Here is a 25,801-nt window from a genome sequence, read left to right on the forward strand (position 1 = left end):
GTGCTACGATGCGAGCATCGTTGGAGAGCTGGTTTCTTCTTTTGGTATGATCTGATGTTTTTCGAGTTCGATCTTTATTTGTGCGTACCAGTATGGAAATATTTTAAACAATCGATATTCAATTTCTTCCGTAATGTCTTTTTTGTACTTTTTAATACCAAAGAGATGACTGTAGCTTATTTCACTGGCATATTTACTCTGTTCTGTTATATTTTTTCCTTTAAGAAGCAGGGTAGGCGTAATATTGTTATAGTCTAATACAGAAGCCAGATTGTATTGTTCTATGACAATACAGGGCTCAAAACCTTGTTGCTTTAGTGGTTCAAATTCCTTACGGTTGGTGGTATAGATTTTTTCCAGATCATAATAGGCATTTATAAATTTATCGCGCAGTGTAAGGTCATTAAACCCCAGTATGCCACAGCTGTAGGAAAGTCCTAAATCAGGATGCCAGTAAGGTAAATTTTGTGTGTATTGGTTAAAAAAATCGATTTGTTTTTTATAGTGCGCTTCATAACCGCATTCTTTGCGTTCGAGAATAATGGAGTCGAAATTGAAATTGATTTTCTTTTTTATAAACACATCCGTATCGAGGTGAACAAAAGGTTTGGTCTGCTTTTCGATGGCATGAATTTTTGATTTCATCCACAATTCTTTATTGTGTTCCTTATCCATTTTTGTGATTCTGCAGGGCAGCATATACAAAAAATTATAGGCAGTTTCGTCTGCATAAAGCTCAATGTCCTTGTACCAAAGATGACTGTACAAAATACTCAGAGCGGTCATGTAAACGGTTTCCTTAAGTTTATTGCCCATCTGCCAACGATTATTGATCAGAGGAAAAGCGTTCAGGCTGTATATTATTCTTGGTTCTTCCATAAAATATCGCTTAAGGTTTGCAGCTGTTGTTTTTCATCCAGATAGCAGACGTTGTTGTATAACGAAGCTTTTTTACTGTGTTTATAGAGTCTTTTCCATTCGTATTTTTCACCTGTTGCTTCTGAGGTCAATTTCGGAATCTGGTCATTATGAAATGTTTTCATTTCATCAAAGGTGGCGTGCCATACCATTTTACCTAATAAATAGGACTGGGTTAAGCCTATTTTAGAGAAATCTCTTTTGTAATAATCTGTATGGACATTTTTATCGTTGATCTGGTATTCTGAAACCAAAACTTCCCCCTCCAGATCATAAAAACGATTGAAAAAACGGGTGATCACTTCATTTTCTTTAATGAGGGATAAATCGTCTTCATTTTCATAAATAATATCAATATCATTTATAGGCATATCGTAATAAGCACGGAGGTTAATGTAATCCGCAATTCCGCCTACAAAGGCAATCTTTGTGATATCGAGGTTTTCAAAAATATTTTTGAGAGCTTGTTTTTGCTCGTAGAAAATATTTTGTTCATCTTCTTTTAGAAATGTGTTTTTTTCGGTTTCCATGTTTTATATCGTATTACCAGTCCACAAAAATGATCTTGTCTTTCCATGCGAGTTTTACAATTCCCAGATTCCAGCTAATTTTATCTAACAAAATGTCCTGTGTTTTTCTTTCGACAATGACTTTGGGGTTGTCTTGGCTAAGAATTATTTTACCGGGTCTTTGTAAATACTCATTTTGTAATAGGGCTATAGAAGAATTTTTCATAATCGGCCAGTTGTCTAAAACGGCTTGCAGCATTTCTTTGCCTTGATCTTTTAACTCTTCCGAGAGTATAATGTTTCGGTTTATAGGTCGGTTTATGGGGATGTTGCACAACATTTTTTCGAACAGCATTTGAGATTCGTAATCCTGCTCCCGATCTGTCGCGATATAGTGTAGCAGATGGGCGGCAGTTTCGGGATCGTTTATCGTATGGTCTTTATGGAGTAAACCGCAATTCCCGAAAAGATGTTTCAAAAAAGGATGCACCAGTATTAGTCCCGCATTGTTTACATAGTGTGAAGAAGGAACATCCGAAGTTGCTCCGTCAGCAGGGAATAATGCCGAATGCCAGTCTTCCAGATCTTTAGTTTCTTCATTTTTACTTTCGATTTCCTTACTACGATTCAAAAGAGTATTGATCTCTGCCGTTTCTGCATCATCGGTTTCCGGGGATTTTGAAGAAGGATTTCGATTTTCTTCGGTTTTCTTCTTTTTATCAGGATCAACAACTTTATGAATTTTTTCCTTTTCCTTATTTCCAGATTCTAAATCTTGAGCTTCCCTATTTTGAGCCTCCATTTTAGTATCAGGTTGAGGTTTGTTAGCAACTTCAGGAGATCTGTCAGTTTCTGAAAATTTTAATTTTAAGAATTCTTCTTTATCGCTTTCCGAAAGAACGTCGGAAGCGATTTGTTCAGAAAGAGCTTTTATATTGGCTATTTCGGGAGCAAGATTGCTTAGTACGGAGAGTACTGATTTATCGGATACATTTTGCCTGATTTGTTCTAATATGATTTTCAGGTTTTCCTGAGTTATAGAAACAAAAGAAGCAATCAGCTGCACTAATTTTTCTTTTGTCAGAGTTTCATCATGCTGTAACAATTCCGAAAAGACTATTTCCCAAATTAGATTGCGCTGATTTATGCCCTGTTTCGATTTCGAAACAAGTTTGCGCATATTGCGATGGATCTTTTCAATTATTTTGGTAGCTGTTTCTTTATCATCGGCGGTCAAAAGAAGTGTTTTTTTAAGGATATCATAAATCTGTGCGTCTGATAATTGTTTGATGAAACGGGTTCTGATTTGGGAGTTTTTCAATGCATTTCGCAATTTTGAACCGAAAGTTTTGTCTCCAATATTTTTTTGTAATTGAAGATCCTCTTCCGGACCAGGGGGAGTATTAACATTACTCTTACGATTGCCGTTACCGTAGTTATTGTCGCTGGTAATCACCCACCAGGGACTGGTTCCTGTTTCCAGAAAAATAAAGAATTCATCACTGTTTTTTTCTTCGCGGTTTATTAATTTGTAACGCTGCGTATCGGGAAAACCTTTTTGAATCTGATCTTCAATCTGTTTTTGAAGTTGATTTAAAATTTCCAGTTTTAAGGCATTAAAATTAAGTTCAGGAGCAACAGAAAGGTCTAGGTCTAATTTTTCGATCTGAATACTGTACAGTGGTATTTGGGTATGGAGCGTATCAAAATAGGCTTCTAAAAGAGGAAGGAGTTCTTCTTTTAGAAACGTATCCAGATGATCTTTGAGGTAATACGCCTTCTCTTTAGATTGGGTATTGACCTCTAGAAACAGCTTGTTGATGATATGGCTCCCAAGGTGTTGCATTTAGTTTAAGCTTTTTAGTTGTGATTCGATGGCTTCCAGAATAAATTTGATGTCCTTAAACGGAATCTTCTGATCGGTTAAGAAACTTTTTAAGGTTCCTTTAGGATCGGTCTTATACTGATTTTTTACAAAACCTTGTAACAAGCTGTCTATACGTGCCGTAATGGTTGTAAAGGGTTTTTCGAATTTATTTATGAGTTCTGCGGGCTGGCATTTTATGATGGTATAGAAAAGCGAGATATGACTTTCGTTAAGGAAACTCAGTACTGTTTTTTCCTCTTCCATTCTTGCATTTTTTGAACCCAGTAATAAATTGTGGTATACAAGCTCATTATACATCTCGGGTAATGCAGTATTAAAATCTCCATTGATATAAGCACTGGTTTCTTTTTCAACACTTGCAAATTGTTTTTGAATTTCAGTAATCAGCGAAAGAGTCTCTTTACTAAATTTTTGTAATTCAGGCTGCTGGTTGATTTTTTCAAAAGTCAGGTTCGTTTTTTTGACGAATTCTACTGCATTGGTCAGACAGGGATTTTCAGTCGGTTTTTCGCGAATTCGGATATCTCTCGGACCGTCTATTGATTCGCCGCATCTTTTGTTGAGTGCAGAAAGGGATACTTTGATCACGTCGTTTTTGTATAGCGAAGTTGGTCGTATGATGGCTTCTGTAGCATCGGTTTCGATTATCTCTTCTTCAATGTTCCAGATGTATTTTAGAGCATCCGTGGATTTGTTGCTAAAGGCAATCTGATTATTTCTGATTGAATGGCTAAACAAAGCTACAGGTGGATTCTGCATTATAATAGTAAGATTCGAAGGTTTACCGTTTATTAGTATAACCACCTGATCGACATCTTTAGGAACATTATTGCCGATAAAAATGTACTGACCGGCATCATTTTGGGAGACTCCCGGGCCTGATAAGACGGTTTTCTTGCTATTCGGTTCAATGGTTAAAACATGTGGTTTGAGATCATTTTTACAGATGTTTTTAGTATCGATGCTTACTACTACAGGCACTTCAAAAGTCACCGGATGCTGTGCCTGAGCATTACAGTTTCCGTTTTCACCTGTAACTTTTACCTGAAAACTATAGCTTTCTTTAGCGGGTACTTCATAGGCATAAATATGTTGAATTTTTGCTTCAGTAGTGGCAACAGGTTCACTGCCATCACCAAAATCCCAAACATATTTCATGTCTTTCTGATTCTCACCGCTAATACTAAAATCAACCACAACCCCATCCTTATGAAGCGATTTCGGGAAGACAAAGGTGAAATCAAATTTTGGTTTTCTGAAAATGGTTATTTGACAGTTGGTTTCAAAATTATTGACTGTAAAAGTTATCGGTTTTCCGATGAGTTCTTCACTGACCAATTTTGGATCAAAAACAAATTCTCCATACTGATTTTTGGTCACTCCGCCATTCAAATCTTCGTCTACATCGGCTTTTACAAAACCTCCGGTTGGTGTTACGTGAAAGGGGAAGTAAGGTGTTGTTTCATCAAAGCAGATATGATTCATAGGTAAGGATAGGGTGATGAAATTATCATCGCAGCATAAATACGGCAAGGTAAAATCGGCTATTACGGGATTTATCACGATAGATTCTCCGGGTTCTTTTTTATCGCCTTCTTTTTCAAAATCGCCTGCGAGTGAATTTCCACGCGGATATTCGTAAGGATAACCATAGCCGTAATAATAAGGATATTGACTGTACTCTCCTTCGATATAGATCATGACAAATGTGCCTCCGGGTGCCACACCGGATTTGTGCTCGTATCCGTGATTTTTGTTCAGATAGTAGGAGGTATAATTTTCAACTATTTTTTTCGCGTCATAGGCTTTTACTCCAAGTACAACAACATTGAATCCTAAACCGTACTGACGTCTGATGGCCTGAATCGTTTTTAGTGCTTTTTTGTAGTCTGTACCCTGATGCCCTTCGATTCTGTAGAAGTTGTGATCTGAGACCATTTCGTTAGGCCATTTTGTATTCAATAAGTTATCGTGATAACTTCTGTTATTGCGCTGTTGTCCGATAGTGGTTTTTTCGTAATCCCAAAGTTCAATAAGATGATCGCCCACGTTATTGTAAAATGGAATTGCTTTTTTACCAAGCAAACCCAATTCAAAACTAGGAGTGATTTTTATATAAGTATAGTTTACATTGTAGTTTGCTAATAATTGTACGCAGCGTTTTATCAGACTGTACAATTGCTGCAAATCTGTATTTTTTCCATAACAGATTGTAATTTCTTTACCTTCTAAATCGACAATAAATTCGTTAATGGTGTCTTTCTTCCCGGGTTCGTTAAGTGTGTCAAAAGGCAGGCAATCGTTACAGGTGCTAAGGTTTTGTCCCGTGAGCAATGGTGATTTGTAAAAAGAATGTCGGTATTCAAAACAAGGACCACTTTTCTGCACTTCTCCCAGCATTAAGTGTTTGGGGAATGATTTGATGTCCGGAAAGCAAAAATCATAGTCCATATTTGATAATAAAAGTCTGATCTCATTGTAAGTATCAATTAAATCGTTGAGCAGATCGTATCGGTACTGAAAATCAGGTGGGACATTTTTTTCATCAAAACTGTACAGAGCAGCCAGATTCTTTTTTATAGAATCCAATATAGTTGGCATTTTTAAAGGGGTCAATAGGATCTCAAAACCGTCTTGCAGTCTGGCCACTACATTGTTTCTGAACAGACCATTGGTGAATTTTCTTTTGATTTCATAATAACTGCTAAAATCTTCGGGCTGTAATACAATGCGGTTAGAGACCAGTTCCGGAAGTTTGTAATACAGGTTAGAGAATTTGATTTTGCTAATGATTTTATCATGAGTGTTTATCTGCGCCGCAACGGTTTTGCTTACCAATAAGGCTTTGTGATTACCGATAATTTCCAGTCCTTGATTGTCGCAGGAAAGACTGACACAGAGATCGGAATCTTTTTCATACGATTCGATATACAAAAGAACGACAGCATCCGTTACCTCTAATCCGGTATTTTTTTTAAGATAATGTATCGGATAAGTATTGGCACTTTCGATAAGCTGCTGTTCGGCAGTTAAAAGTTCGAAGATCTCAAGCTGTTTTGAACCATCGTAAAAATAAGGTTTGTAAGCCGCTTTTTTGTTGTCGTATACTTTATAATGAGTGTATTGTTTACTTTCAAAATCAATAATTTTTCCGCCGTTTGGAGTAGACTTGTACAACTGTATAAGATCACCGTCGGTTGTGATACCGCTGCCTTGAGTTATGGTAATGTCTTTTGAAACGGGGCTGTATGAAACCTTAAATCCGCAAATGATGCCGACACCACTAAGACCAATTCTGGAAATACGATCCTGATCATCAAAATAATCTACAATCTCGTTAAGATGTCCTTCTGTTAGTACCTGATTTTTAGTGAATCTTCGGTACAGCGTTGTTATGGTTGAAAGTTTTACTAACATTTTGAATGGTATTTATAGTGATCCTAAATTTGTTTTTCCCAGTATTATTTTCTCGAATTGATTTTCGTTTTCGTCGTTGCAGTCAAATAATCTTCCTGTAGGATATAAATTGCTGAGGTTCGATAGAGAGGTGATAAGCTTTATGAGATCTGTCTCCGGCTGATCCTGATTCAATAAGGTTTTGGCAAATAAATAATCCTTGTAAGAGTTCTCAAACCGCAAAAGTTCGTTTTCTGCCGGATTTTGAATTTCATTTTTCCGATGTCCGATCCAGCAGATTTTTGCCAGAACATGCGCCGGTAATTCTTCCTTAATTACTTTTTCGATATAATTTCTGAAATCGATGTTGGCAAAACGCAAAGTATATCCGGGCAGAATAATACTGACGCGATAGGAGTAAGGGTCGAGAGGTTCACAGCTCTTACACTCATCCGTGCAGACCGGTAAAAATGTTGCCAGATTTACAATAGTCTGGTTCACATCCGGGCGAAGCATCATGTGTTCTACAATAAACAAACCTTCTTCTGTAAACACTTCTTTCATAAAATGAATCAAATCGAGAATAGACTGTTTTACTTTAGCCAAAGAACTGTAGTAAGTGTACCTTTTGGCAATGATACGGTCCTTATTGTTCACATCCGTAATTAACGGATTAATGATGTCATACGAATACTTTCCGGAAGGAGACCGGTGTATCTGAATGTTATCGATGACCTGCGGATCTGTGATGCCTTTTTTAAAAGCCTCTTCGACATTGTATTCGCGGGTTTGAATGATTTGTAAAATAGCAAAATACATTTCCCGATTGGCAACCGAGGTGTCGTAATACTCTGTCGTGGCAGAAAGCACGATTTTGTTTTGATCATCCCTGATTCTCCATCGGTATACCAGTTGATTGTCTGAATCAATAAAATGATAGAGATCAACAAAGGAATCCGAAAGATGTCTTCTGTTGTAGTTTTTAATCCCCAAAAGCCTTGCAATTCTCTTTTTTACCCCCGAAACATTATCAGTATCCCACAGATTGCTGTTGGGTTGTCGGTAATAGTTAAAAGAACTGCCGCGGTTTTTGCTTACGATTTTATAATCTTTCAAAAAATCTTCTTTGTTTTTCAGCACGACCTCATCTGTAGCACTGCCGTAGATACTTTTGTTAATGAAAACATACTCAGAGAAACGTTCTGCAAACCGTCCTAAAAGATGATCCAGAATAGAATTTCGTCTTTCAATATTGTTGTCCAGCTCTTTAAAGAGAATTTCTGTCAGATAATCATCATTGTTTTCAGGATAGTCTTTTACCAGTTCGCTAAAGCCTTTAATGTCTTTTACCGCCTGGGTAAAAAATGTTTTAGTGAGATTGCCGCTTACCGAAAGTATTTCGTTAACCTTTCCCAAATGTTTAAAGTAACTGGCCAGAATCTGATCAAAGAATAAAAGATAGGCTTTAAGCTGTTTGGCCTGCGATTGTCGCGCCACTGTGGCTCCTGATGGTAAACCGACTTCTCCGATTCCGTACGTATCCGGAAAATCGTTCTGTATGGTGGTATAACTGTTTGGGTTTAAATAAGTGCCTTTTGGTATTTTCAGTTCTTTGTGTTTGCTGGAATAATCGGTAGCTTTATCTTTTACGTCATTAATTTCCTTCAGATAAAGATCTACCTGGGTTTTATTGATGTTCAGAGGCAGTACGCCTTTATTGTAGTTGAAAACACTTTTATTACAGATTACCGGTTTTTGGTATTCTTTGAGGCAAAGCAGCCACTGATTGGCCACCGCTTCATCATCGCCGCAATTCCCCAGAGAAATATCTTTGATGGTCAGCACTCCGGGCACATTCATGATCAGTTTGATAATATCCGATAATCGCACCTCACTGGTCAGTTCGGCTTCGATTAATTCTTTGGTATCAATAAAACCGTGTTCCAAAACCGGCCCGTCAAAAATTTCTAAGGAAGTGTACCCCTTATCAAGCATTTGCTTAACCGAATAAAAATTAACGGTGGTTGATAAATAACCGTCTAATGCGGTTAACACCAGGGCATGAACCATTTCTTCGTCGGCCTGAGTATCGATCTCAATGCTGGCACATATTTTTATAGGATATTCATCGACTTTTATAATGTTGATCAGGTCTTCACACAGATTTCTGTTGGCATGAAATTTTTGTCTGATTTTGTCTTTGACACTATTAATTTCAGAGAGTTTATTGCTCTCGAAATCGACATAAAGATCGTATAAGCCTTTGAGCTGAAATTGCTTTTTAAGGCGGCTTGGGACTTCGCTAAAATCCTGATAATTATAGGATAGCAGTTCGTCTTTGCAATTCACGTAAACGGTTTTGTAGTGCTTTGCCGGCCAGCAGTTTTTAACACCGTCGATATCGATAAACAGTTTTCTGTAATCCAGTGCAGTAACCGGACTTGTAGTCAATACTTCGGAAGCCTTAAAAAACTGGTTGGGAATATCTTTTTCTTTTGCGTCAGAAGCAAGGAGGTTTTCGATTGGCAAATCGGTTCTCATGCCGAGATCGGTTATCGCATAACAAAGCATCTCCAGCATCGTGATACCGGGATCATGCGAATTAAAATCAGTCCATAATTTGCCACCCAGTTGTTCGATATACTCAATGCCTTTTTTTCTGAGATAGAAAAAATCCAAGTCATCTTCGGTCGCAACCTTTTTAGGAATTGTATTATGTGGATTTAGTATTGACATGACTCTTCGGATTGAAAATTAGGTGTTGTACAACTGTTGATTTTTGTAGAAATGATATGATTTTTTACCGACACCAGTATGCGTTTTGGGTTAGACGGTGACAGTACCGGCAAGAAATCCAGTGTTGCCTGATAAGTAATATCGTTCGGATTTTCTGATTCGGTATTGTCTTTGAGTTTCGCCATTTCTAACTCTGCTAAATAATCTACATAGTATAATTTTTCGATATAGTCAATGATCGTACTCCGGTGTAATTCAATTCCGAAAAGGATGTCCTGAGTGGTGTCAAATGCCCACGGCGACAAAAATTTGGTGATATCTTCATTGAGCTGTTTTTTATAAAAGTTTTCATCGTATTGAGCATAAAACCGCACATTGAGTTTGATGATCACCTTCTCGTATTCCGGATTAATTACAGCGGCTTCGACATGCATACTGTTGAGATTGCTGATGTAATTTCGAATCTTATTTAAGGTAGCCGTATTTACTCTTGGTTCATAAAGGTCAAATACATTTTTGTTTATAATATCCGGGACCACTATAAGAGTAATATCTCCGGGAGAAAGAAAGGATTCCTTTTCATTATTGGTATGGTTCAGGCATTTTACTCTGAAAACTTCCGGAAACTCCTGAAGGATAAGATGCTCATAATCCCATAGCGTTATCGCTCTGTTTTTGTGGCGAAGACGTTCACTTACCCGTTTGTAATAGGTCTCGTCTGATTCCTGTGCTTTTCCGTTAAAAGAATTAAAAGGCTGTGCGACACTTTTCACCTGTGTGATGCGGGTAATGAGTTTAGAAATCGTTTCAGCGGGCAATCCTTTTTCTAAATGAGACAATTCGTTATTGTGGTTGTAAAATTCGGCTGTAACCACTTGTGTTTTAATATCGATTATTTTGCAGACGGCATCATAAGCTTTATGCATTTTTGCTCTTACCCAGATCAGGTTGTCCGGAAATAAAGTATTTGTTTTGGTAGCCTGTTTTGGAATCGCAAATTTCAGTATCCCCGACTTTAAAAAATTATCGGTAGAATTGGCTAAAATTTCATTCTCGATATTTTTCCATTGATTGTTACAAAGAACAAACCATTCTATTTTTTGTCTCCCCACGAAAGAGTCTACCTGTGGATTTTCGCTTCCTTCAAGTATCTGCACCAATAAAGCAACCTGCTGTAAAGTTTCGGCTTCCTCAAGACCGATGTAAAATTCGCCTCCTTTGCAATAATCAGGAACGAGACGGCTTGTAAGAGCGCTATTAGCATCCAAAACCCCTTTCTGTCTGGCAACATTTTTTAAATAAGAATGTTCTTCACTCTGTCCAAATGGAGCTTCATGAAATAATCGGATTCGTTCTGACTGATATTCGACTTCGGTTTGATGGGTAAAATTGACCGTTTCCTCCGCCGTATAATCTAAACTAATGGTTTCGACAAATGGCGTATAAGCTTCATTCGGAATCAGGGTATCCGCAATTTTACTCATAACAGCGAGTGTATATATTTTGGGGTACAAAGAGTGCAGCAACGATTGGTTTAGCGTCAATCGGATCGGGCCGCTTTTGTCAATGTCGTAACCGTCTCCTGCTAAAGGAAATTCGGTTACATAAACCCCGTCTTTTAGCGTAAACAAAGTAGTGTCTGTAATTTTAGTTTCCCAGTTTTCTTTATTTAAGAGAGATACATTACCTTTAAAATAAGCATCGGAGTCTACAATAAGATCGGTGTCGACGGTGTTAAGAATCAAATTACTTTTTTTTGGAATATTTATGGCGACAGCATCTGCTTTAGGCTCAGGATCTTCCGGCTGATTTACGGCTTTGTCTTTTATAATTTCTTCCAGAAACATTCCGTTAAAGAAAAGAGTCTGGCTTATGGTGGTATCCTGATATTTCTTTTTGTAGGCCTGATAGTGCGTTTTAAAAGATTTGGGGGTGTTTTTCCATTTTATAGAGACGTTGATATTCTTCCATTTTTTGGAAAACATTTCCGGATAATCAATAAGAAATGAGGAACCGCTGGTAGGCTGTGTGGTAAAAGGATAGAAAGGTTTTTCGGCATTTAGTAAACCGGTATCGCTTTCGAGTAATAGTGATTTTACATCTTTTACGTCTACTTTAACACCAATGCTGCTGACGGTTTTGGTCACCAGATTTCTAAATAAATAATGTCCTTTTTTGTCTTCTGTACGAATTAAAAATCGGATAACAGGTTCTGTAGTTGAGAAATGTTCTCCTAATTTCTTTTGATTATAGTTTACAACAGAGGGGGTATCTTTTGAAATTTGAAACACCAATCGCAATTGCTTTCCCGCAATACCTGAAGTAGCAGCTGTTCCTATAAGTTTAAAAGGACCAAGCCATGCTTTTTCGCCACTGCAGAAAATGCTGATATTATCAACAAGATCATTGACGGTAATGGGTTCTTTGAACGGTTCGGTATCAAAAGTAAAAGCCTCATTGAAGGTAACGGTAATATCGATATTTCTTTCGCCTTCTTTTAGTTGCAATAAGGGTGAAGCGATGGTAAAGCCAAGTCTGGCAGCTTCCAGTTCAGTATATTTTTCTTCATTAGAAGTATATCCAAACGGCAACCAGTACTTGGATCCTTCCTTAAGACTTTCTCCCTTTCCATCAAGAGAGTTGGCCACCTGGCTGCATTTTATCTCCCCTAGCGTGATATCATTATAAACACTCTTAAGCGCTGTAATTTGAGCTTTGTTGGCAACTAATTCTTCGGTTGTTTTATAGATAAGTTTGTTGCCTAAAGCATCTTTTCCCGCATCCAATTGTGTTTGCGCTTCGATTCGTTCTTCGGTACTTTTTTTAGCCAGCTCGAAAATAACATGTACCTGATCTGGTTTTGCAGCGAGTTTTTCGATTTGTAAAATATCCTTGTAAAAGAAATCGAGATGTTTTTTGGTAATTTTATTAAAGCGCTCTTTAGACAGTTCCAATAATTTCAGGAAACAGATAAAAAGGGTCATGTGAGGCGTTAACGTGCCTTCGAATTCAATATCCCGAAGTGTTTCCGAAATACTTTCTTTCAGAAGCGTATAATCTTTGTCTTTTCTGTTTGGAATGTCTTTTTTCGAATAGCCAAAATGATCAAAAATTTCCTGCCAGTTTCCGGAAGCTTTTTTGCTGTTGTTGGTGTCAAAAAAGTTAACCTGTTTGGCAAAATTATAGGTAAAAAGAAACCAGTCTTCCCTATCAAAGTCATGGAGCTCCAAATTGTGGGGATCGAGAATACTATTCACGCGGTCGCCCTGATCGGTGCCATTTCTTTTAAATAAGGTATCGTTGGTATGGTCGCTGTTGTTACACATAATGCTTTTTATATCAATTTTACTTATCTTTTAGTCCAATGCAATTGGACTATATTGAATATACAATCGGTATTAAATATTAGTTCCTTCTTGTTTGTAGAAAGGATATACCATATTAGTTCTGGAATTGGTTGCTCTGATTCTGTAATCTAAAGCCACTAACAATTCGCCATTTAAATCGTCTCCCTGACTGATGTCGATTTTCTCCACATCAATTCGCGGTTCATGGTACAAAATGGCGGTTCTGATGAGTTCAGACACATACGTTTTTAAGGTTGTGGTTAACGGTTCAAAAAGAAGCTCGTCTACATTACAGCCGTATTTAGGGACCATAATACGTTCTCCTATTTTGGTTGACAATAGAATCTCCAGACTGCTTTTAATGTCTTCTTCATCAGAAATCATTACAGTAGCTCTGGTTGTTTTCTTAAATTCGGGAGGAAAACTCCATCCGGTTCCTAAAAAAGCTTGATCTGTTTCCATAATTAACCAATTAAAACGGTTGCTAATCCGGCTACTATTGTGCCTCCATGTGCGGTGGAATCCCCCATACGTGCTGCGGGTTTTCCTCCAATTAAAACGGTTGCCGAACCTGCGGCGATGGTATCAGGAGGTCCTGTGCAGGTAGCCATATCTCCAACACATGCGGCTGGAACTCCTCCAATTAATACGGTTGGCGAACCGGCAGGTAAAATTGGTCCTCCCACATGGGGAACGGTTCCGGTAACCATTGGGCAAACGTGCATATCTGTAATTCTGGCGGCTGGTGCTCCCATAATTTTTTATATTTCAGTTCAATATTTTTGATATTATTGAGTACAATTGGTATTGACTTAACCTTCGTTGAGTGTAATTCATTTTAACACATAGTAACATAGGTCCTGTACCTGTAAAAAGGCGTTTCACTTTATTGAAATACACATAACCTTTTATGTGAAAGAAATAAGTTTCTTTTCTGCTCTCTTTTTGCACTTAAAATTCTATGTTTCTATGTGTTAAAGCTTTTTTTTTTAAAATTATCTCCGAAAGATTAATTTATTTGTACGATACTTCCTTTTACAATAGCCACTGCGCTTGAGGACATTTCAGCTCCCGCACTTCCTTCGGCTTTAAACTGCGCTTTGGCTTTTAAGGATACGTTGGTTCCTTCAATTTTAACGTCACCTGATGCGACTATCTCAATGTTTCCGGCGCTTTCCATTTTTATACCATTACTGTCTATGGTAATGACATTCGAATTTTCATCTTCAATAACGATAACACCTTTATCTTCGTCGAGTGTTATTTTTTTACCCGCCGGAGTTTCAATTCCTATCGATTTTTTCTCGTCGTCAAACATGACCTTCATTTCACTTCGGGTTACGATCCCTTTTTGGTGATTATCGTCTGAAGCTGTTATAGGAGCAGGCTTTCCACTACTGTGAAGCATGCCCAAAACAATGGCATTGTTTGGATCTTCGTTGACAAAACCAATAATTACTTCATCTTCTATTTCGGGTCTGAAAAAAATGCCTCTGTTTTCTCCTGCATCGGGCGAAGCTACGCGGCACCAAATACCCTGTTCTTCATTGTTGATGATGGGAATTTTGACCAGAATGCGGTCTTCACCATTAGGGTCGCCTTCCAGTTGTGTGACGATTCCGGCGTGAAGTCCTCTTATGGCCGGCATGATTCCGGAACCTGTTGGCGTGTGAATGTCATAGGTTTCAGAGAACCACTCCGGATTTAATCCGAATTGGGCATCGATGGTCCAATTTCCCTCTGTTAGTTCGTGAAAAACTCCCGTGATGTAAGCGCTTCCGTTGAATCGGTCACCAACGCCTTCCAGTGTAATGATGGTGTTGGGCTTTACGGCAGGGATTCCTTGAAATTTGACTCTTCCACGAACTTTGGATAATTGCTGAAACAGTAATTTGGCGTCGGCCCAATCCTGTAATTCTGTTTCAGTAATGGTACCTCCGTGACGCAGTTCCAGATTTTCCAGTTCGATAGTTTCAGACAAATCAGAAGCCGATAAATTTCCATTGAGACTAACACCAGGATCATTGGCTTCGATTTCCACTAATTCCTGATTGGTGTAATCCCAACTGTACGAAGACACTTTGGCAAATTGATTTCGGGCATCAATTTCGGCATCAAAATCAAGCAAAGTTGCTCCGAAAGTAATGGTTTCAACAGCTGCTGAACTCAGATCGGGTTTGCTGATGGTGATTTTTCCGTTCTCTACAAAACAAAGTTTTCCGTTAGCCTGTGCTCTTGAAACGATAAAATCCCAGTCGGAAGTATTGTACTGAACCAGTTCTTTATGACTAAAATTAGTAGCTTCAACGTCTTTTTCCAGTCCGTATGTACCAATAATTTCCTCAAAAGCATCACTGTCTTTTACATCATAAAAATACTTGCTCTTTCTGCCGATCGTTAGTTTTACAGCTTCGTCTTTACATTCAATAATGAGCAAAGAAGCACCGCTTTTTATTTTGATAGAATGTTTGATGATGACTCCTTTGTAAATGGCCTCCTCATCATTGTGATAACCGGCATTGATTTCAAGTTTTTTCCCCGGAATCAATAAATCCTCATTACTCAGTTTAAAATCTCTTTCAGAAGCTTCTCCGTCTGTGAGAACAATTTGAGCCATAGGAATCCGGTTCACCTCATTTTGCACTACAATACTTTTTACCTGATAGGTTTTAGACAATTCTTCCCCTTCAATTAAAATTTTGTACGTTACTAAATCGGCACTCTGACTGGTTTGTATCACTCCGCTGTTGTTCATCAGGATTGTTTTTGTAAGGGTGGGAAAAATAGTTTTTGCCCGGTTTTTAATTTTCTGAAATTGATAATGTTATTGACTTTTGCAACTTCGAGATAATACTTAGAATCACCGTAGATATGATAGGTCATCAAGGGTAAAGTATCGCCTTCTTTTACAATTCTGTAATGCGTTAAATCCGGCGATTTATTATTTTCTCTGGCTGCTCTGAGGTTGTCTTCCACAAAACCCTGAAATTTCGCTTTTGCGATAGCTCTGATCGGAGTTCCGTCCGGATTAAAGAGTTTGAATTCTATTTCCATTTCGGTTAGAGCCCCTTTAAAAAGCAAGGTTCCCCATGAAATCATGAGATAGTTGGGTTTGTGTTCGTCACCGTTGTAATCCAGAATGACCTTTTTAAATTTCTCAATGTCGTCTATAATACCATTACTCGAACTTTTGTAGCCGCTAATCACTCCCGATCGGTCGAAAACAAAATCAAGTTCCAGATTCTCCGGTAGTTTTTTGTTGAACTTGGGAGATACCGTACTCGTTCCGGAGGCCTGAGTGTCATCAGTCTCAATTTTATAGTGATAGGTATATTTCTCCGGATTCATAAGCGTAGAAAACTTACCATCGGCAATTTTGTTATTAAACTGCGGGTCACTATAAGCAACGATTTTCAGTTTTTCTAATTCTCCAGCCATGATTAACGTTCTTTTTTACGTTCGATAATTTTCATTACCTGATCTACGCATTCTGCAACGGGCTCTTCTCCTTTACTTTTCGGAGAATTTGGAGAAGCAGCCGGTTTTGATCCTTCACTCACATTTATTTTAATGTGAAGCTCTTTTATTTCTATTGGCATAACTAACTTTTCATTAAGGTGAAATAATTATAAGTAAGCTCAATGTTTTCGACGACGAGCTTGCTTTCTTCGGCATTAAAGTCTTCCACCGACCATTTTACAGGGTAGGCGTGAACCACATTCCAGGAAACCAAAGGCTGATGCTCCTGGTTGAGTAGTTTGACTGTCAGGTTTACGGGTTCAAAAGAAAAATTTTCAATAGCTTTTCTGCACCAGTCAATGACATGAGAATCAATCAATATTCCTCTCTTTAAAGTCAGGTTTGGATATTTTGTCTTTACCGGGAGTTTGTGTTTGAATCTGTTTTCTCCACCCTCGGCAATTTCTTCTGTCTCGATATCAACAGACAAGCCGGAAACCGATTGGAACTGATGGTCTTTTTCTTTCGTACCAAGACCTTGAAATTCTACTAAAAAGTGAAAACCGACAGGTGGATAATAATTAGCCATGATTAGTCATTTTGAATCGATAAACCTTCGTGAACCAATTCCATAGATTCAATAGCGACTTCGTTTCCGTCGGCTTTTAAATCAGTGGATTGAATTTTGGTAGGCCATGCATTTTTTACTTTCCAGGTGATTACAGGATTGTGTTCTTCGTCCAGTAATTTGATGGTAATATCCCTTCTTTCTATGGTATTTAATTTTACCGTATTCCACCAGGCATAATACTCATTATCACTTTTAAAAGTTCCTCTTTTCAGTGTGATGTTGGAGAATTTCTGCATGCCTGGCATTTTGATCTTGCTGTACTCGGGACTTGCTCCCTGACGGTATTCAATAACCTCAGTTTCGACATCTAATCCCGAAACTTCTGTAAATCCTATTTTTGTTCCACCCCAGTCAACTGAGAAATGAAACTTTGATAGCGGATAACTCATGATCTATATTTTTTAATGTTAGTGTTTTATTGTACATGTTATATTTTTAAAACTGTCCTGAGACTTTTGGAATAATGCCGATATAGCATGAAAATAGGCCAATTTTTATTGGGCTATATTGAATGCATAATCGGTATTAATTAAGATTCCTGCATTTTGTGAGAGAAGCGAAGTATGATAAATTCCGCCGGACGAACTACTGCCATTCCAATTTCGACAATTAATCGGCCTTCGAGAATGTCTATAGCCGACATGGTTTGCCCCAGTCCGATTCTGACATAAAAAGCCTGTTCCGGTTTAGCTCCTGCCAATGCTCCGGCTCTCCATTGCAGAATCAGGAAATTTTCTATCATGGCTCGCACGCGTATCCAGGTGTTGGCATCGTTAGGTTCAAATACAAATTGTTCGGTCGCTTTTTTGATGGATTCTTCGGCCATATTAAAGAAACGTCTCACCGGTACATAACGCCATTCGTTATCGTTTCCGGCTAATGTTCGGGAGCCCCAAACCAACGTTCCTTTACCAGTGAAACTTCTGATGGCATTGATCGATTTACCGGCAACCGTATCAACATTTAAACCGTCCTGAATATTGTTGGTAATTTTAACGGTAGGTTTTATGACATAGTTCAGACTTACATTGGCTGGCGCTTTCCAAACCCCTCTGTCTTTGTCGACTCTGGCATAGACTCCTGCAATAGCCGAACTAGGAGGAAGTGTTATAGGAAGGTTGTAAATTTCGGTAAGGATTTTATTGTAAGTAGCGTTGTCAATTGCTTCCAGAGCACTTAATTTTCTTCCGTTTAATTCTCCATTATTTAAATCTTTTCCGCTAACCGATTTAATAGCATTCAAAAGCGCGGTAAGGGCAGCGGCAATGCCTGAGAAATTATTGACTAGTCCGCTGATTCCGGTTTGAGCATTCAGTGGAGTATACGTTACCAGTTTTTTTATTTCTGTGTCAAAATTTAAAGTGTCGGTTAGTAGAATTTTTTTCAGTTTAGGATCTGTGTTTTCATCCTGTATTTTTTTCTTTAACGCTTTTAAATTTTTATAGACAGCATCGATTTTACCTGGAGCCGTAAATATTAAATTGAAAGTATTCAGGGTTGAGGTGATGGTGTTTGCAATTCCCGGATCTTCGTCTGAGATGGTACTGATGGCAGCATTGGCTTCATCGTTTAATGAACTCTTTAATATGGATAAAGTTTCCAAAGTAGTCAGTAAAGGGTTCAGTTTATTTAAGAAAGCCGTTTTTTTGGCAGGGCTGCTCGCGAAGGTTCCGCCTAAATCAAAACCGGTGGCATTATTACTATACATCTGCAACAACAGATCACTAATCTGTCCGGCAATATCGCCCGCTACTGGTTCGTTTACCAATTTGGTTACCGTAGCAGCTATTCCGGTTGCGGGGTCTTCAATAGGTACTAATCCCACAGCAATTTGATCGTAGGCTTTTGCCGTATAAGAATAGTGTTTTAAGACAATTTTACTTGCATCAAAAGCATAATCAAGTATGGTTTCTAAATGGGGATAATAAGCTGCTCCGTATTTAATAGTATCTTTTTCAGAACTCACTTTATTTCTTAAATCGTCTATATTTGCATCTGTAGGGCTTGATTCATCATAATTAAGTGTATCAATCAGTGTAAATCTGTCCTGAAGATTTTGGCATTGGGTCAGCGCATCGTTGTACAATCCGTAGTAATCCGTAATCGTGATTCCTGATACTTTTGTGGCGTCGGGAAACAATAACAAAGTAGGTTCATCTACTTTTTCTATTTCTGCTAATCCGCTTTTTAGTGCATTACTGTTGTTGATCGCAGTAACAGCAGAATCTGCATCGTCTAAATCATTGCCATAACGCCCTACTGAAACAATGTAGCAAGGACCACCGCCATTTGCAAAAAACAATTGCAGCGAATAATACATCAAAAAGGGCTGCTTTGAAGTAGGCTGATCTACAATAATAGATCTAACATCACCATTATCCGTAGAAACATCATTGATGGTAACACTAATGGTTGTTTCCGGTTTTGCAAGACCAAAAAAACGTTCGTACTCTAAGAGAGAGGTTATTCGGGTGGGCTTTAATTTCAAATCTCCATTAATCTTGTTTGTAGCTTTTTCAGTATAGCCAATAAAAGCGGGAATTGCTGTTTCTACCTGGGCAACAGAAGGAGGAAATTTTACGATTTCCTCAACATATACCCCGGGTGTTTTGTAAGTTGTTGCCATGATTAATTGTTTTTAATTATTAAATAAATATTTCAGAATAGTAATCACCATTGTCTTTTGTTATTGCTTTTACAGATGGATTAGGATAGCTGCTGCTCACGGGTTGCGGTACGTCAAAATCGGTTAGCGGGTCAATTTCAACAAAGCCGGAACGTGTTAAGGGTTTTGTTGTATTGGTTTCAATTTCGGAGGCAGCTTTGCGGTTGATGTATTTCCAAAGCGTTTTTCGATTGTCAAAATGGATTTTGAAATTTGGACTGTTTATTTTACCATCATCGTCTATACTATTTTCAGGACTATTATCGCCTTGCAGCGTCAGTGAAATAATCCCAAACAGGTCTTGTGTTTCTGATGAATGTAGTGTTGAAATTAGATCAGTTGTGGTTTCTTCAGATACTAAATACGCACTTGATATTAACTTGTTGTCATTAATTTTAGGCAGGTATTTGAAGCTAACCGGTTCTTTAGGAGGTTTCACATTACTGAACAGAAAGACCCGGTTAGGCGTAAATTCTAAATTGGTGTAATTTTCAAATTGATAGTCATGGATAGTGATTAGAAAGTTCAGGTTCAAATCGGCAGGAACTTTGATAAACGGATCTGTTTCGTCAGCTTCTTTGACTTTAATGTAAATCTTGAAACCTGTTTTATTTTCTTTGAACACCATTTTATAGTTTTGGAGTATAGTGTGGGTCTCCAGAGTTGGTGTGATCGTGGTGAAAACAGCAGTGTTGAACTTTTGAAGCATCTTTTCTTTATCGTCATTCGACATACTTGCAAAGGTTTCTTCACCATTATTCAGGAAATAATTATGCAAAATGGTTGCCTCCAATAACAATCCGTATGTGATACTATAACTCATGATTGTTTTCTTGTTTTCGTTATACCCTTAATTCTGCTGATAAGTGGTCCTTCACTTTGAGCAATATTGCGTTCAATTTGTATCATGCTCACCTTGTACAAAGCCGATGGAAGCTGTTTGCCGCCCAGAGTCCCCCAGATATAGTTCAATTCTTCAAAAGTGGGGGTGTAAAGCTCAACGGTAAATCTGAAGTTGTCGATATTGGCCATGGCCACATTATTTCGGTTGTAAATAGTATCAGACTGTGTAAAAAGTTTTTTCCCCTGAAAAAAAGTAATGATTTTCGAAATATCATTTAAAGAGTTGATGTATATGGTTCTGTTGGCGCTAAAGAGCAGGTACAGATTTAAGTTGATGACACTGTTTTTATAGATCGTTTTGTTGCCTTGAACAATGTGATTGGGAAAGTTTTTCAAAGTCGCTTCTTCATCCAGATTGATAAGAGTAAGTGCTACCTTATCTTCCAGATTTCCGGATACCGTTTCATTTTGTGACTCCAGAAAAGCAATGTTTTCAGGCACAACCGTTTTTTCTAACCCAATTTCATCGAGGTAGTTGTTGACTTGTTCTGTAATAATCTGAATAACTTCAAAAATCATCTGGTGAAAAATTTTAATATTCTGATATTCTTTAAGAAAAGGCAATTCAAATCTCTGCCTTTTTTAAAGCAGTGGGTGTATTTTAGGCTTGTTTTTGTGATATTCCGCTTGTAGTAATACGATGTAATTAGGCTAAAAAGAAGTAGCTCTAAGGCGCAGATTCAAAAATAAAAAGAAGTGTTTCCCGGCTTAAATTTGGATTTGTAATAAAAACGTGGGCTGATAGAATATCTAAATTAGAAAAACTTAGGGATATCAGGACAGCGTAAAAATACCCTTTTTTAAACAATCTTTTCATTTGTAAATTATTAATTTTCAGTTACTTATATGTTAACTGGTGTTTTTTCTTTATATTTTTAGAAAAAAATAACGTCAGAATTTCTGCATAACATCAAAATTCTAATACGGAAAAGCGTAAAATGGTCATTTTTTTAGGTCTATTTAATTGTTATACAGATCAGTATGTTTTTGTTCGTCAATTGTTGAGTCATTTTTAGCCTTAAAAAAAGAAAAGGGCCATGACAAAGAGACGAACCTTTGTCCTAAAATGTAAAAACTGACCTCATGCTGTTATTTGGGTTTCTCATGGATAAAAATTCGGCACTCATGCCTTTTTTTTAATTTGTGTTTTGGCAGACTGGTAATTTTATAAAGAAATACAAATCAGGAGATCGCTTTAAAAGAATACCTGCTGAAGAGATCTGCTGTCCAAAACAAACAAGACTCCTAATTTAGAACCGCCAAACAATGAAACCTACAAAAGAATTTACAGTTGCAGATTATCTGCTCACCCGACTCAAACAATTAAATGTTACCGAGGTCTTTCAGATCCCGGGCGATTATGTGAAACATTTTACACAAGCTCTCGAAGACTTTAACGGAATTAAAACCATTGGAACATCAAATGAATTAGATGCTTCGTATGCAGCAGACGCCTATGCCCGTACCCGAGGTTTAGGAGCGGTATCTTTGCAATATGGGGTAAGTACTTACAGCGCATTGAATGCCATTGCCGGTGCTTATGTCGAACGCAGTCCTGTGGTTGTAATTAGCGCTACACCCGGAGCAGACGCAAGGCAAATTGGAAATATGTACAATGTACTTTATCACCATTCTACAGGCAATCTCAATGCCGATCAGGAAATTTTTGAAAGAGTAACCGTTGCGGCCGAAACGCTGAGCAGCTCTGTAGATGCTCCTGAAAAAATCGATAACTTAATTATTGCGGCACTTACACATCAGCGTCCGGTTTATATAGCCTGTTATAAAGAGGTATGGGGTGAACCTTGTCCTAAACCTTCCAATAAAAAATTAGAACCTAAGATCATAAAAAGCGAAGCAGCGGAATTGGAGAATGCAGTTTCGCAAGCCTGGACACAAATCAGTCAGTCAAAAAAACCGCTGATTTTTGCAGGAGTAGAGCTTTTACGACACAATTTATCAAAGCAGTTAGAGGAACTTATTAAAGTAAGTGGAATGCTGTACACTACAACGTCACTCGGAAAAACAGTTCTTGATGAGAAAGGAGATAAGTTTATAGGAACGTACTCTGATCAGGCTTCGATACCCGAAGTGATTAAAATAGTCGAAGCTTCAGACTGCATTTTGTCTTTGGGAACGATTATTACCGATGACTATTTATGGCTGGTAGAAAATAAATTTTCAGCTATGATCCAGGTAACCACACAGGAAATGCGGGTAGGTTATTTTACTTATGAAAATGTAACCTTAAAAGATTTCATTGAAGCCTTAACCGAACGTTTCAAAAAAGCTTCTGGATATCCTTTAAAAGCAGTAGCTCCCGCTCAGCCAAAATTTCCCGAACCATGGCGATCCAACTCAGACCCTAAATACAACAAAACTCCCGAAGTAATAACATTCAACCGCTTTTTTGAGAGAGCCACTTATTTTCTGGAAAAACAAAAAATGCTGGACGATATCGTATTCACTTTTGGGGTCAGTTCTTCTATGTATGTAGCCACCAATATGTACGGATTATCTAAGAATGCCTTTATTTCTTCTGCTGCCTGGCAGTGTATCGGTTTTGAAACTGGTGCTGCTTCCGGAGCTCAGTTAGGAAGTGGTAAACAAGCCTGGACTATCGCAGGTGACGGTGGTTTTATGATGGTAGCACAAGCGCTTTCGACCCTGGTAAAATACAAAATCAACTCTGTAATCTTCGTGATGAGCAATGGGGTATATGCCATCGAACAGGTATATGTTGACATGGACTCTTTTAAAGAAGGTTCGTCTCATAAGTTTGATGAATTTGATATTCTTCCAAAATGGGACTATCAGGCACTTGCCAAAGCATTTGGAGCAAAGAGCTACCGTGCTGAAACCGTAAAAGAATTAGACGAAGTACTTCTTAAACTAAAGGAAAAAACAGATCTGCCCACTCTGGTAGAAATTGTAATTCCTCAAAAAGACCTGGCACAGCAGATGGAAAGGCTGGGGAATGAATAAAACAACTAGTAAAAAGCAATAAAAAAATTAAAAACATAAAATCATGAGCAAAAAAACATACTCTATTTTTGGAGCCGGTGCAGCCGGACTCTATACAGCGTGGAGATTACTGGATGGAAAATCCAAACGCGACAAAAATGAAAAAATGCTGATTAAAGGCGATGTATTAGAACTCTACGACTGGGGGAAATATGATTTTTCTAAAAAAAACCAGGGAACCAGAGAGGCAGGAGCACGCGTTTGTACGTGGCATTATAAAGACAACAAAGACAATTCGTATCTGGAATTGGGCGGTATGCGATATTCATATTGGGACGGCACTCCACAAGGAGCAGGACATCGTGTAGTCACAAAAACGATAGAGAAACTGGATTTAAAGAAAGATTCAGTTGAATTTAACGAATCTGCTGATCCTTTAATGTCTTTGCGTACCAAGAACATGTATGTCTCAGATGTTAATTCGAATCAGCCGGCTCCTTATTTTACTAATAATTATGGTGAAGATGCTCCGCCAGATGATGGATTCACCACCATACAATCTGTAGCAATCACAGCAACGTCAGGTCCTGTTACCCGTAGAGAATGGTGTAAGTTTTATGAGAATGGAAAGATCGAGATTGACATGCCGGACAGTTCCATCTTTCAAAGAGGAGATTTACTAAAGGATATTGGATATTGGAATCTTGCCTATGACAGACTTGGACAAGAAGGATTTGGCTATCTGGCAGATGGTAACGGCTATAGCTCCAATGTAGTAAATAGTCATAGTGCCCAGTCGTTTAATGTTAATGACGAGTTTACGCCGGGAACAGAATATAAAACGCTGGTAAAAGGATATTCCAGCTTATTTGTTGCCTTATTTGAGGAAGTTGAAAAACTAGCCAAACAAAAAGGAATTACGCTGAATTATTTTCCGGATACCCGATTGCGTTCGATTTTGCATACTAAGGCAGGGATTCGTTTTACTACCGCAAAACGCGCAACTCCGGATAAACTTGCCGATAGTAAAATATGTGATGCTGCATTCTTGGCCATGCCTCGCGCATCCATTGAACTGGTAGCTCAGGCAACACGTTATACAGATGATGAAGGTCAGGACATCTTAAACCACGAAGAAGTACAGCTCTATCTGGAATCTGTAATTATGGAACCTTCCTATAAAATAGGGATGTTTTTCACTACACCATGGTGGAGAACAACCGAAGCCGGAAGCCCAACTTATCCTGCCAAATTAACCAGTTACTTTTTAACGCAGGAAGGAATTGCTAAACTGAAAAAAGAAAAATTTCCTTCTAATTATCTGAAAGCAATAGAATCAGCAAAAAATCCCGTTATTATCGCGACATCGTTTAACGATAAGGCCAGTTTTATAGCTGCGGTAGAAAATGCGATTCAGGAACGCCTGACTTTTAAAGAAGAAAAGCAAATCTCAGCTATAGCCGAATTAGATACCATTGGTCCAAGTATTACCGATATGCCGATCCGACAAGTGGTTTATTTTGGTGATAATGCCCTCAATCAAAAAGGGGAAAAAGTGTATGGTATTTTGGCCAGTTATGACGACATTCAATACACCACATTTTGGAAAGCTTTAGAACTTGGCCCTCATGGAACACGTGAAATTCCGGAGTCCAGAGATTGTCAAACGCTAGAGGGGCCGCGTATAGCTACTCCGGTAATGGTCAAAATGCTTCGTTCGCAACTGGCAGCATTACATTTTGGACCACAGACGGATTATTCGGCCGTACCTGAACCTTTAGAAACCCGATATATGGACTGGTCGCTTCCGCCATTCAATGCCGGATATCATGCCTATAAATCACACTATAATCTGGGTGATGTACAACGAAAAATTAGAAAACCTTCACAGCTTGTACCAAAAGTAGATTGCGATATTTTTATCGTTGGAGAAACCTATTCAAACGATCAGGCTTGGGTAGAAGGCGCCTTCTGTACCGCCGAATCGGTTCTGAATGATTTCTTTGGTATCGAACCAATTATAGATGAAAAATACTATCCATTTATCAGTCCGGAATAGTAGATTTTGGACTGTTTTTTAACCGCAAAGATCGCAAAGGTTTACGCAAAGTACGCAGAAATAGTAGCCGGAAGGATACATAAAACTGTGTGTTAGAACTAATTGCATCCAGAAAGTTAAAGGAAACAACAAAACAGGCGATTGTATTGGAGTTTGTCACTCCAATACAATCGCCTGTTTACTTATCTGAATAAATCAGCAGTTTTAACAATGAGTATTGCTATTGAAAAAACGATATGCTTTCTACTAAAAATAAAAAAAAATCCGTATTAATCCGCGTTTTCGTCCTGTCGAATCTACCTAATCCGAGTGCAATAAAATACGGT

General features: G+C 38.1%; 18 protein-coding genes. 2 read left to right on the forward strand and 16 right to left on the reverse strand.

Annotated elements, in window-relative coordinates; genetic code table 11:
• Nucleotides 1–3: 3 nt before the first annotated feature.
• The 16 genes from LNQ34_RS13045 to LNQ34_RS13120 form a co-directional block, all read right to left on the reverse strand.
• Entirely contained in the window at nucleotides 4–879 is an 876-nt protein-coding gene (locus tag LNQ34_RS13045) for a DUF6734 family protein (protein WP_230000076.1), read from the reverse strand.
• Nucleotides 861–1,448 carry a hypothetical protein gene (locus LNQ34_RS13050; protein ID WP_202702181.1) on the reverse strand — a complete coding sequence of 196 codons (588 nt, stop codon included), beginning with the start codon at nucleotides 1,446–1,448 and terminating at the stop codon, nucleotides 861–863. The genes LNQ34_RS13045 and LNQ34_RS13050 overlap by 19 nt, the downstream gene beginning before the upstream one ends.
• Before the next feature lie 13 nt (nucleotides 1,449–1,461).
• Nucleotides 1,462–3,273: a contractile injection system tape measure protein gene (locus tag LNQ34_RS13055; RefSeq protein ID WP_230000077.1), complete on the reverse strand. Its 1,812-nt coding sequence runs from the start codon at nucleotides 3,271–3,273 to the stop codon at nucleotides 1,462–1,464.
• Nucleotides 3,274–6,732, reverse strand: a complete 3,459-nt coding sequence (locus tag LNQ34_RS13060) for a PKD domain-containing protein (protein WP_230000078.1) — start codon at nucleotides 6,730–6,732, stop codon at nucleotides 3,274–3,276. It abuts the gene before it with no gap.
• 12 nt (nucleotides 6,733–6,744) lie between these two features.
• A complete protein-coding gene (locus LNQ34_RS13065; protein WP_230000079.1) occupies nucleotides 6,745–9,447 on the reverse strand; it encodes a hypothetical protein in 2,703 nt (900 codons plus the stop codon).
• Nucleotides 9,435–12,773, reverse strand: a complete 3,339-nt coding sequence (locus LNQ34_RS13070; protein ID WP_230000080.1) for a baseplate J/gp47 family protein — start codon at nucleotides 12,771–12,773, stop codon at nucleotides 9,435–9,437. The genes LNQ34_RS13065 and LNQ34_RS13070 overlap by 13 nt, the downstream gene beginning before the upstream one ends.
• Nucleotides 12,774–12,845: 72 nt before the next feature.
• Nucleotides 12,846–13,256 carry a GPW/gp25 family protein gene (locus tag LNQ34_RS13075; RefSeq protein ID WP_070908779.1) on the reverse strand — a complete coding sequence of 137 codons (411 nt, stop codon included), beginning with the start codon at nucleotides 13,254–13,256 and terminating at the stop codon, nucleotides 12,846–12,848.
• Between the two features lie 2 nt (nucleotides 13,257–13,258).
• Nucleotides 13,259–13,549 (reverse strand): PAAR domain-containing protein, encoded by a 291-nt coding sequence (locus tag LNQ34_RS13080; RefSeq protein ID WP_017497863.1) that lies wholly within the window; start codon nucleotides 13,547–13,549, stop codon nucleotides 13,259–13,261.
• 254 nt (nucleotides 13,550–13,803) lie between these two features.
• A complete protein-coding gene (vgrG, locus tag LNQ34_RS13085) occupies nucleotides 13,804–15,549 on the reverse strand; it encodes a type VI secretion system tip protein VgrG (protein WP_230000081.1) in 1,746 nt (581 codons plus the stop codon).
• Nucleotides 15,549–16,232 (reverse strand): CIS tube protein, encoded by a 684-nt coding sequence (locus LNQ34_RS13090; protein WP_017497865.1) that lies wholly within the window; start codon nucleotides 16,230–16,232, stop codon nucleotides 15,549–15,551. Before LNQ34_RS13090 ends, vgrG begins: the two co-directional genes overlap by 1 nt.
• Before the next feature lie 2 nt (nucleotides 16,233–16,234).
• On the reverse strand, nucleotides 16,235–16,393 hold the full coding sequence (locus tag LNQ34_RS13095; RefSeq protein ID WP_165607941.1) for a DUF5908 family protein: 159 nt from the start codon (nucleotides 16,391–16,393) through the stop codon (nucleotides 16,235–16,237).
• Between the two features lie 2 nt (nucleotides 16,394–16,395).
• Nucleotides 16,396–16,842 (reverse strand): phage tail protein, encoded by a 447-nt coding sequence (locus LNQ34_RS13100; protein ID WP_230000082.1) that lies wholly within the window; start codon nucleotides 16,840–16,842, stop codon nucleotides 16,396–16,398.
• 2 nt (nucleotides 16,843–16,844) lie between these two features.
• Nucleotides 16,845–17,273: a phage tail protein gene (locus LNQ34_RS13105; protein WP_202702187.1), complete on the reverse strand. Its 429-nt coding sequence runs from the start codon at nucleotides 17,271–17,273 to the stop codon at nucleotides 16,845–16,847.
• A 140-nt stretch (nucleotides 17,274–17,413) separates the two neighbouring features.
• Nucleotides 17,414–19,510, reverse strand: a complete 2,097-nt coding sequence (locus LNQ34_RS13110; protein WP_202702188.1) for a phage tail sheath C-terminal domain-containing protein — start codon at nucleotides 19,508–19,510, stop codon at nucleotides 17,414–17,416.
• Between the two features lie 19 nt (nucleotides 19,511–19,529).
• On the reverse strand, nucleotides 19,530–20,372 hold the full coding sequence (locus tag LNQ34_RS13115; RefSeq protein ID WP_230000083.1) for a hypothetical protein: 843 nt from the start codon (nucleotides 20,370–20,372) through the stop codon (nucleotides 19,530–19,532).
• Nucleotides 20,369–20,971 (reverse strand): Pvc16 family protein, encoded by a 603-nt coding sequence (locus LNQ34_RS13120; RefSeq protein ID WP_202702190.1) that lies wholly within the window; start codon nucleotides 20,969–20,971, stop codon nucleotides 20,369–20,371. The genes LNQ34_RS13115 and LNQ34_RS13120 overlap by 4 nt, the downstream gene beginning before the upstream one ends.
• 747 nt (nucleotides 20,972–21,718) lie before the next feature.
• On the opposite strand from LNQ34_RS13120, the gene LNQ34_RS13125 reads away from it, so the two are divergent.
• Nucleotides 21,719–23,437, forward strand: a complete 1,719-nt coding sequence (locus tag LNQ34_RS13125; RefSeq protein WP_230000084.1) for an alpha-keto acid decarboxylase family protein — start codon at nucleotides 21,719–21,721, stop codon at nucleotides 23,435–23,437.
• A 43-nt stretch (nucleotides 23,438–23,480) separates the two neighbouring features.
• Nucleotides 23,481–25,475, forward strand: coding sequence for a flavin monoamine oxidase family protein (locus LNQ34_RS13130; RefSeq protein ID WP_230000085.1), 1,995 nt, complete (start codon nucleotides 23,481–23,483; stop codon nucleotides 25,473–25,475).
• Nucleotides 25,476–25,801: the final 326 nt, after the last annotated feature.

The sequence above is a fragment of the Flavobacterium lipolyticum genome (genome assembly GCF_020905335.1).
GTDB classification, from domain to species: Bacteria; Bacteroidota; Bacteroidia; order Flavobacteriales; family Flavobacteriaceae; genus Flavobacterium; species Flavobacterium lipolyticum.

Excerpts from the sequence above, each read along its gene's own strand:
- LNQ34_RS13095 (WP_165607941.1), bottom strand. The coding sequence starts at position 16,393 with ATGCCAATAGAAATAAAAGAGCTTCACATTAAAATAAATGTGAGTGAA.
- LNQ34_RS13060 (WP_230000078.1), bottom strand. The coding sequence starts at position 6,732 with ATGTTAGTAAAACTTTCAACCATAACAACGCTGTACCGAAGATTCACT.
- LNQ34_RS13055 (WP_230000077.1), bottom strand. The coding sequence starts at position 3,273 with ATGCAACACCTTGGGAGCCATATCATCAACAAGCTGTTTCTAGAGGTC.
- LNQ34_RS13125 (WP_230000084.1), top strand. The coding sequence starts at position 21,719 with ATGAAACCTACAAAAGAATTTACAGTTGCAGATTATCTGCTCACCCGA.
- LNQ34_RS13075 (WP_070908779.1), bottom strand. The coding sequence starts at position 13,256 with ATGGAAACAGATCAAGCTTTTTTAGGAACCGGATGGAGTTTTCCTCCC.
- vgrG (WP_230000081.1), bottom strand. The coding sequence starts at position 15,549 with ATGAACAACAGCGGAGTGATACAAACCAGTCAGAGTGCCGATTTAGTA.
- LNQ34_RS13090 (WP_017497865.1), bottom strand. The coding sequence starts at position 16,232 with ATGGCTGGAGAATTAGAAAAACTGAAAATCGTTGCTTATAGTGACCCG.
- LNQ34_RS13065 (WP_230000079.1), bottom strand. The coding sequence starts at position 9,447 with ATGTCAATACTAAATCCACATAATACAATTCCTAAAAAGGTTGCGACC.
- LNQ34_RS13120 (WP_202702190.1), bottom strand. The coding sequence starts at position 20,971 with ATGATTTTTGAAGTTATTCAGATTATTACAGAACAAGTCAACAACTAC.
- LNQ34_RS13100 (WP_230000082.1), bottom strand. The coding sequence starts at position 16,842 with ATGGCTAATTATTATCCACCTGTCGGTTTTCACTTTTTAGTAGAATTT.
- LNQ34_RS13070 (WP_230000080.1), bottom strand. The coding sequence starts at position 12,773 with ATGTGTAACAACAGCGACCATACCAACGATACCTTATTTAAAAGAAAT.
- LNQ34_RS13110 (WP_202702188.1), bottom strand. The coding sequence starts at position 19,510 with ATGGCAACAACTTACAAAACACCCGGGGTATATGTTGAGGAAATCGTA.
- LNQ34_RS13105 (WP_202702187.1), bottom strand. The coding sequence starts at position 17,273 with ATGAGTTATCCGCTATCAAAGTTTCATTTCTCAGTTGACTGGGGTGGA.
- LNQ34_RS13045 (WP_230000076.1), bottom strand. The coding sequence starts at position 879 with ATGGAAGAACCAAGAATAATATACAGCCTGAACGCTTTTCCTCTGATC.
- LNQ34_RS13080 (WP_017497863.1), bottom strand. The coding sequence starts at position 13,549 with ATGGGAGCACCAGCCGCCAGAATTACAGATATGCACGTTTGCCCAATG.
- LNQ34_RS13050 (WP_202702181.1), bottom strand. The coding sequence starts at position 1,448 with ATGGAAACCGAAAAAAACACATTTCTAAAAGAAGATGAACAAAATATT.
- LNQ34_RS13130 (WP_230000085.1), top strand. The coding sequence starts at position 23,481 with ATGAGCAAAAAAACATACTCTATTTTTGGAGCCGGTGCAGCCGGACTC.
- LNQ34_RS13115 (WP_230000083.1), bottom strand. The coding sequence starts at position 20,372 with ATGAGTTATAGTATCACATACGGATTGTTATTGGAGGCAACCATTTTG.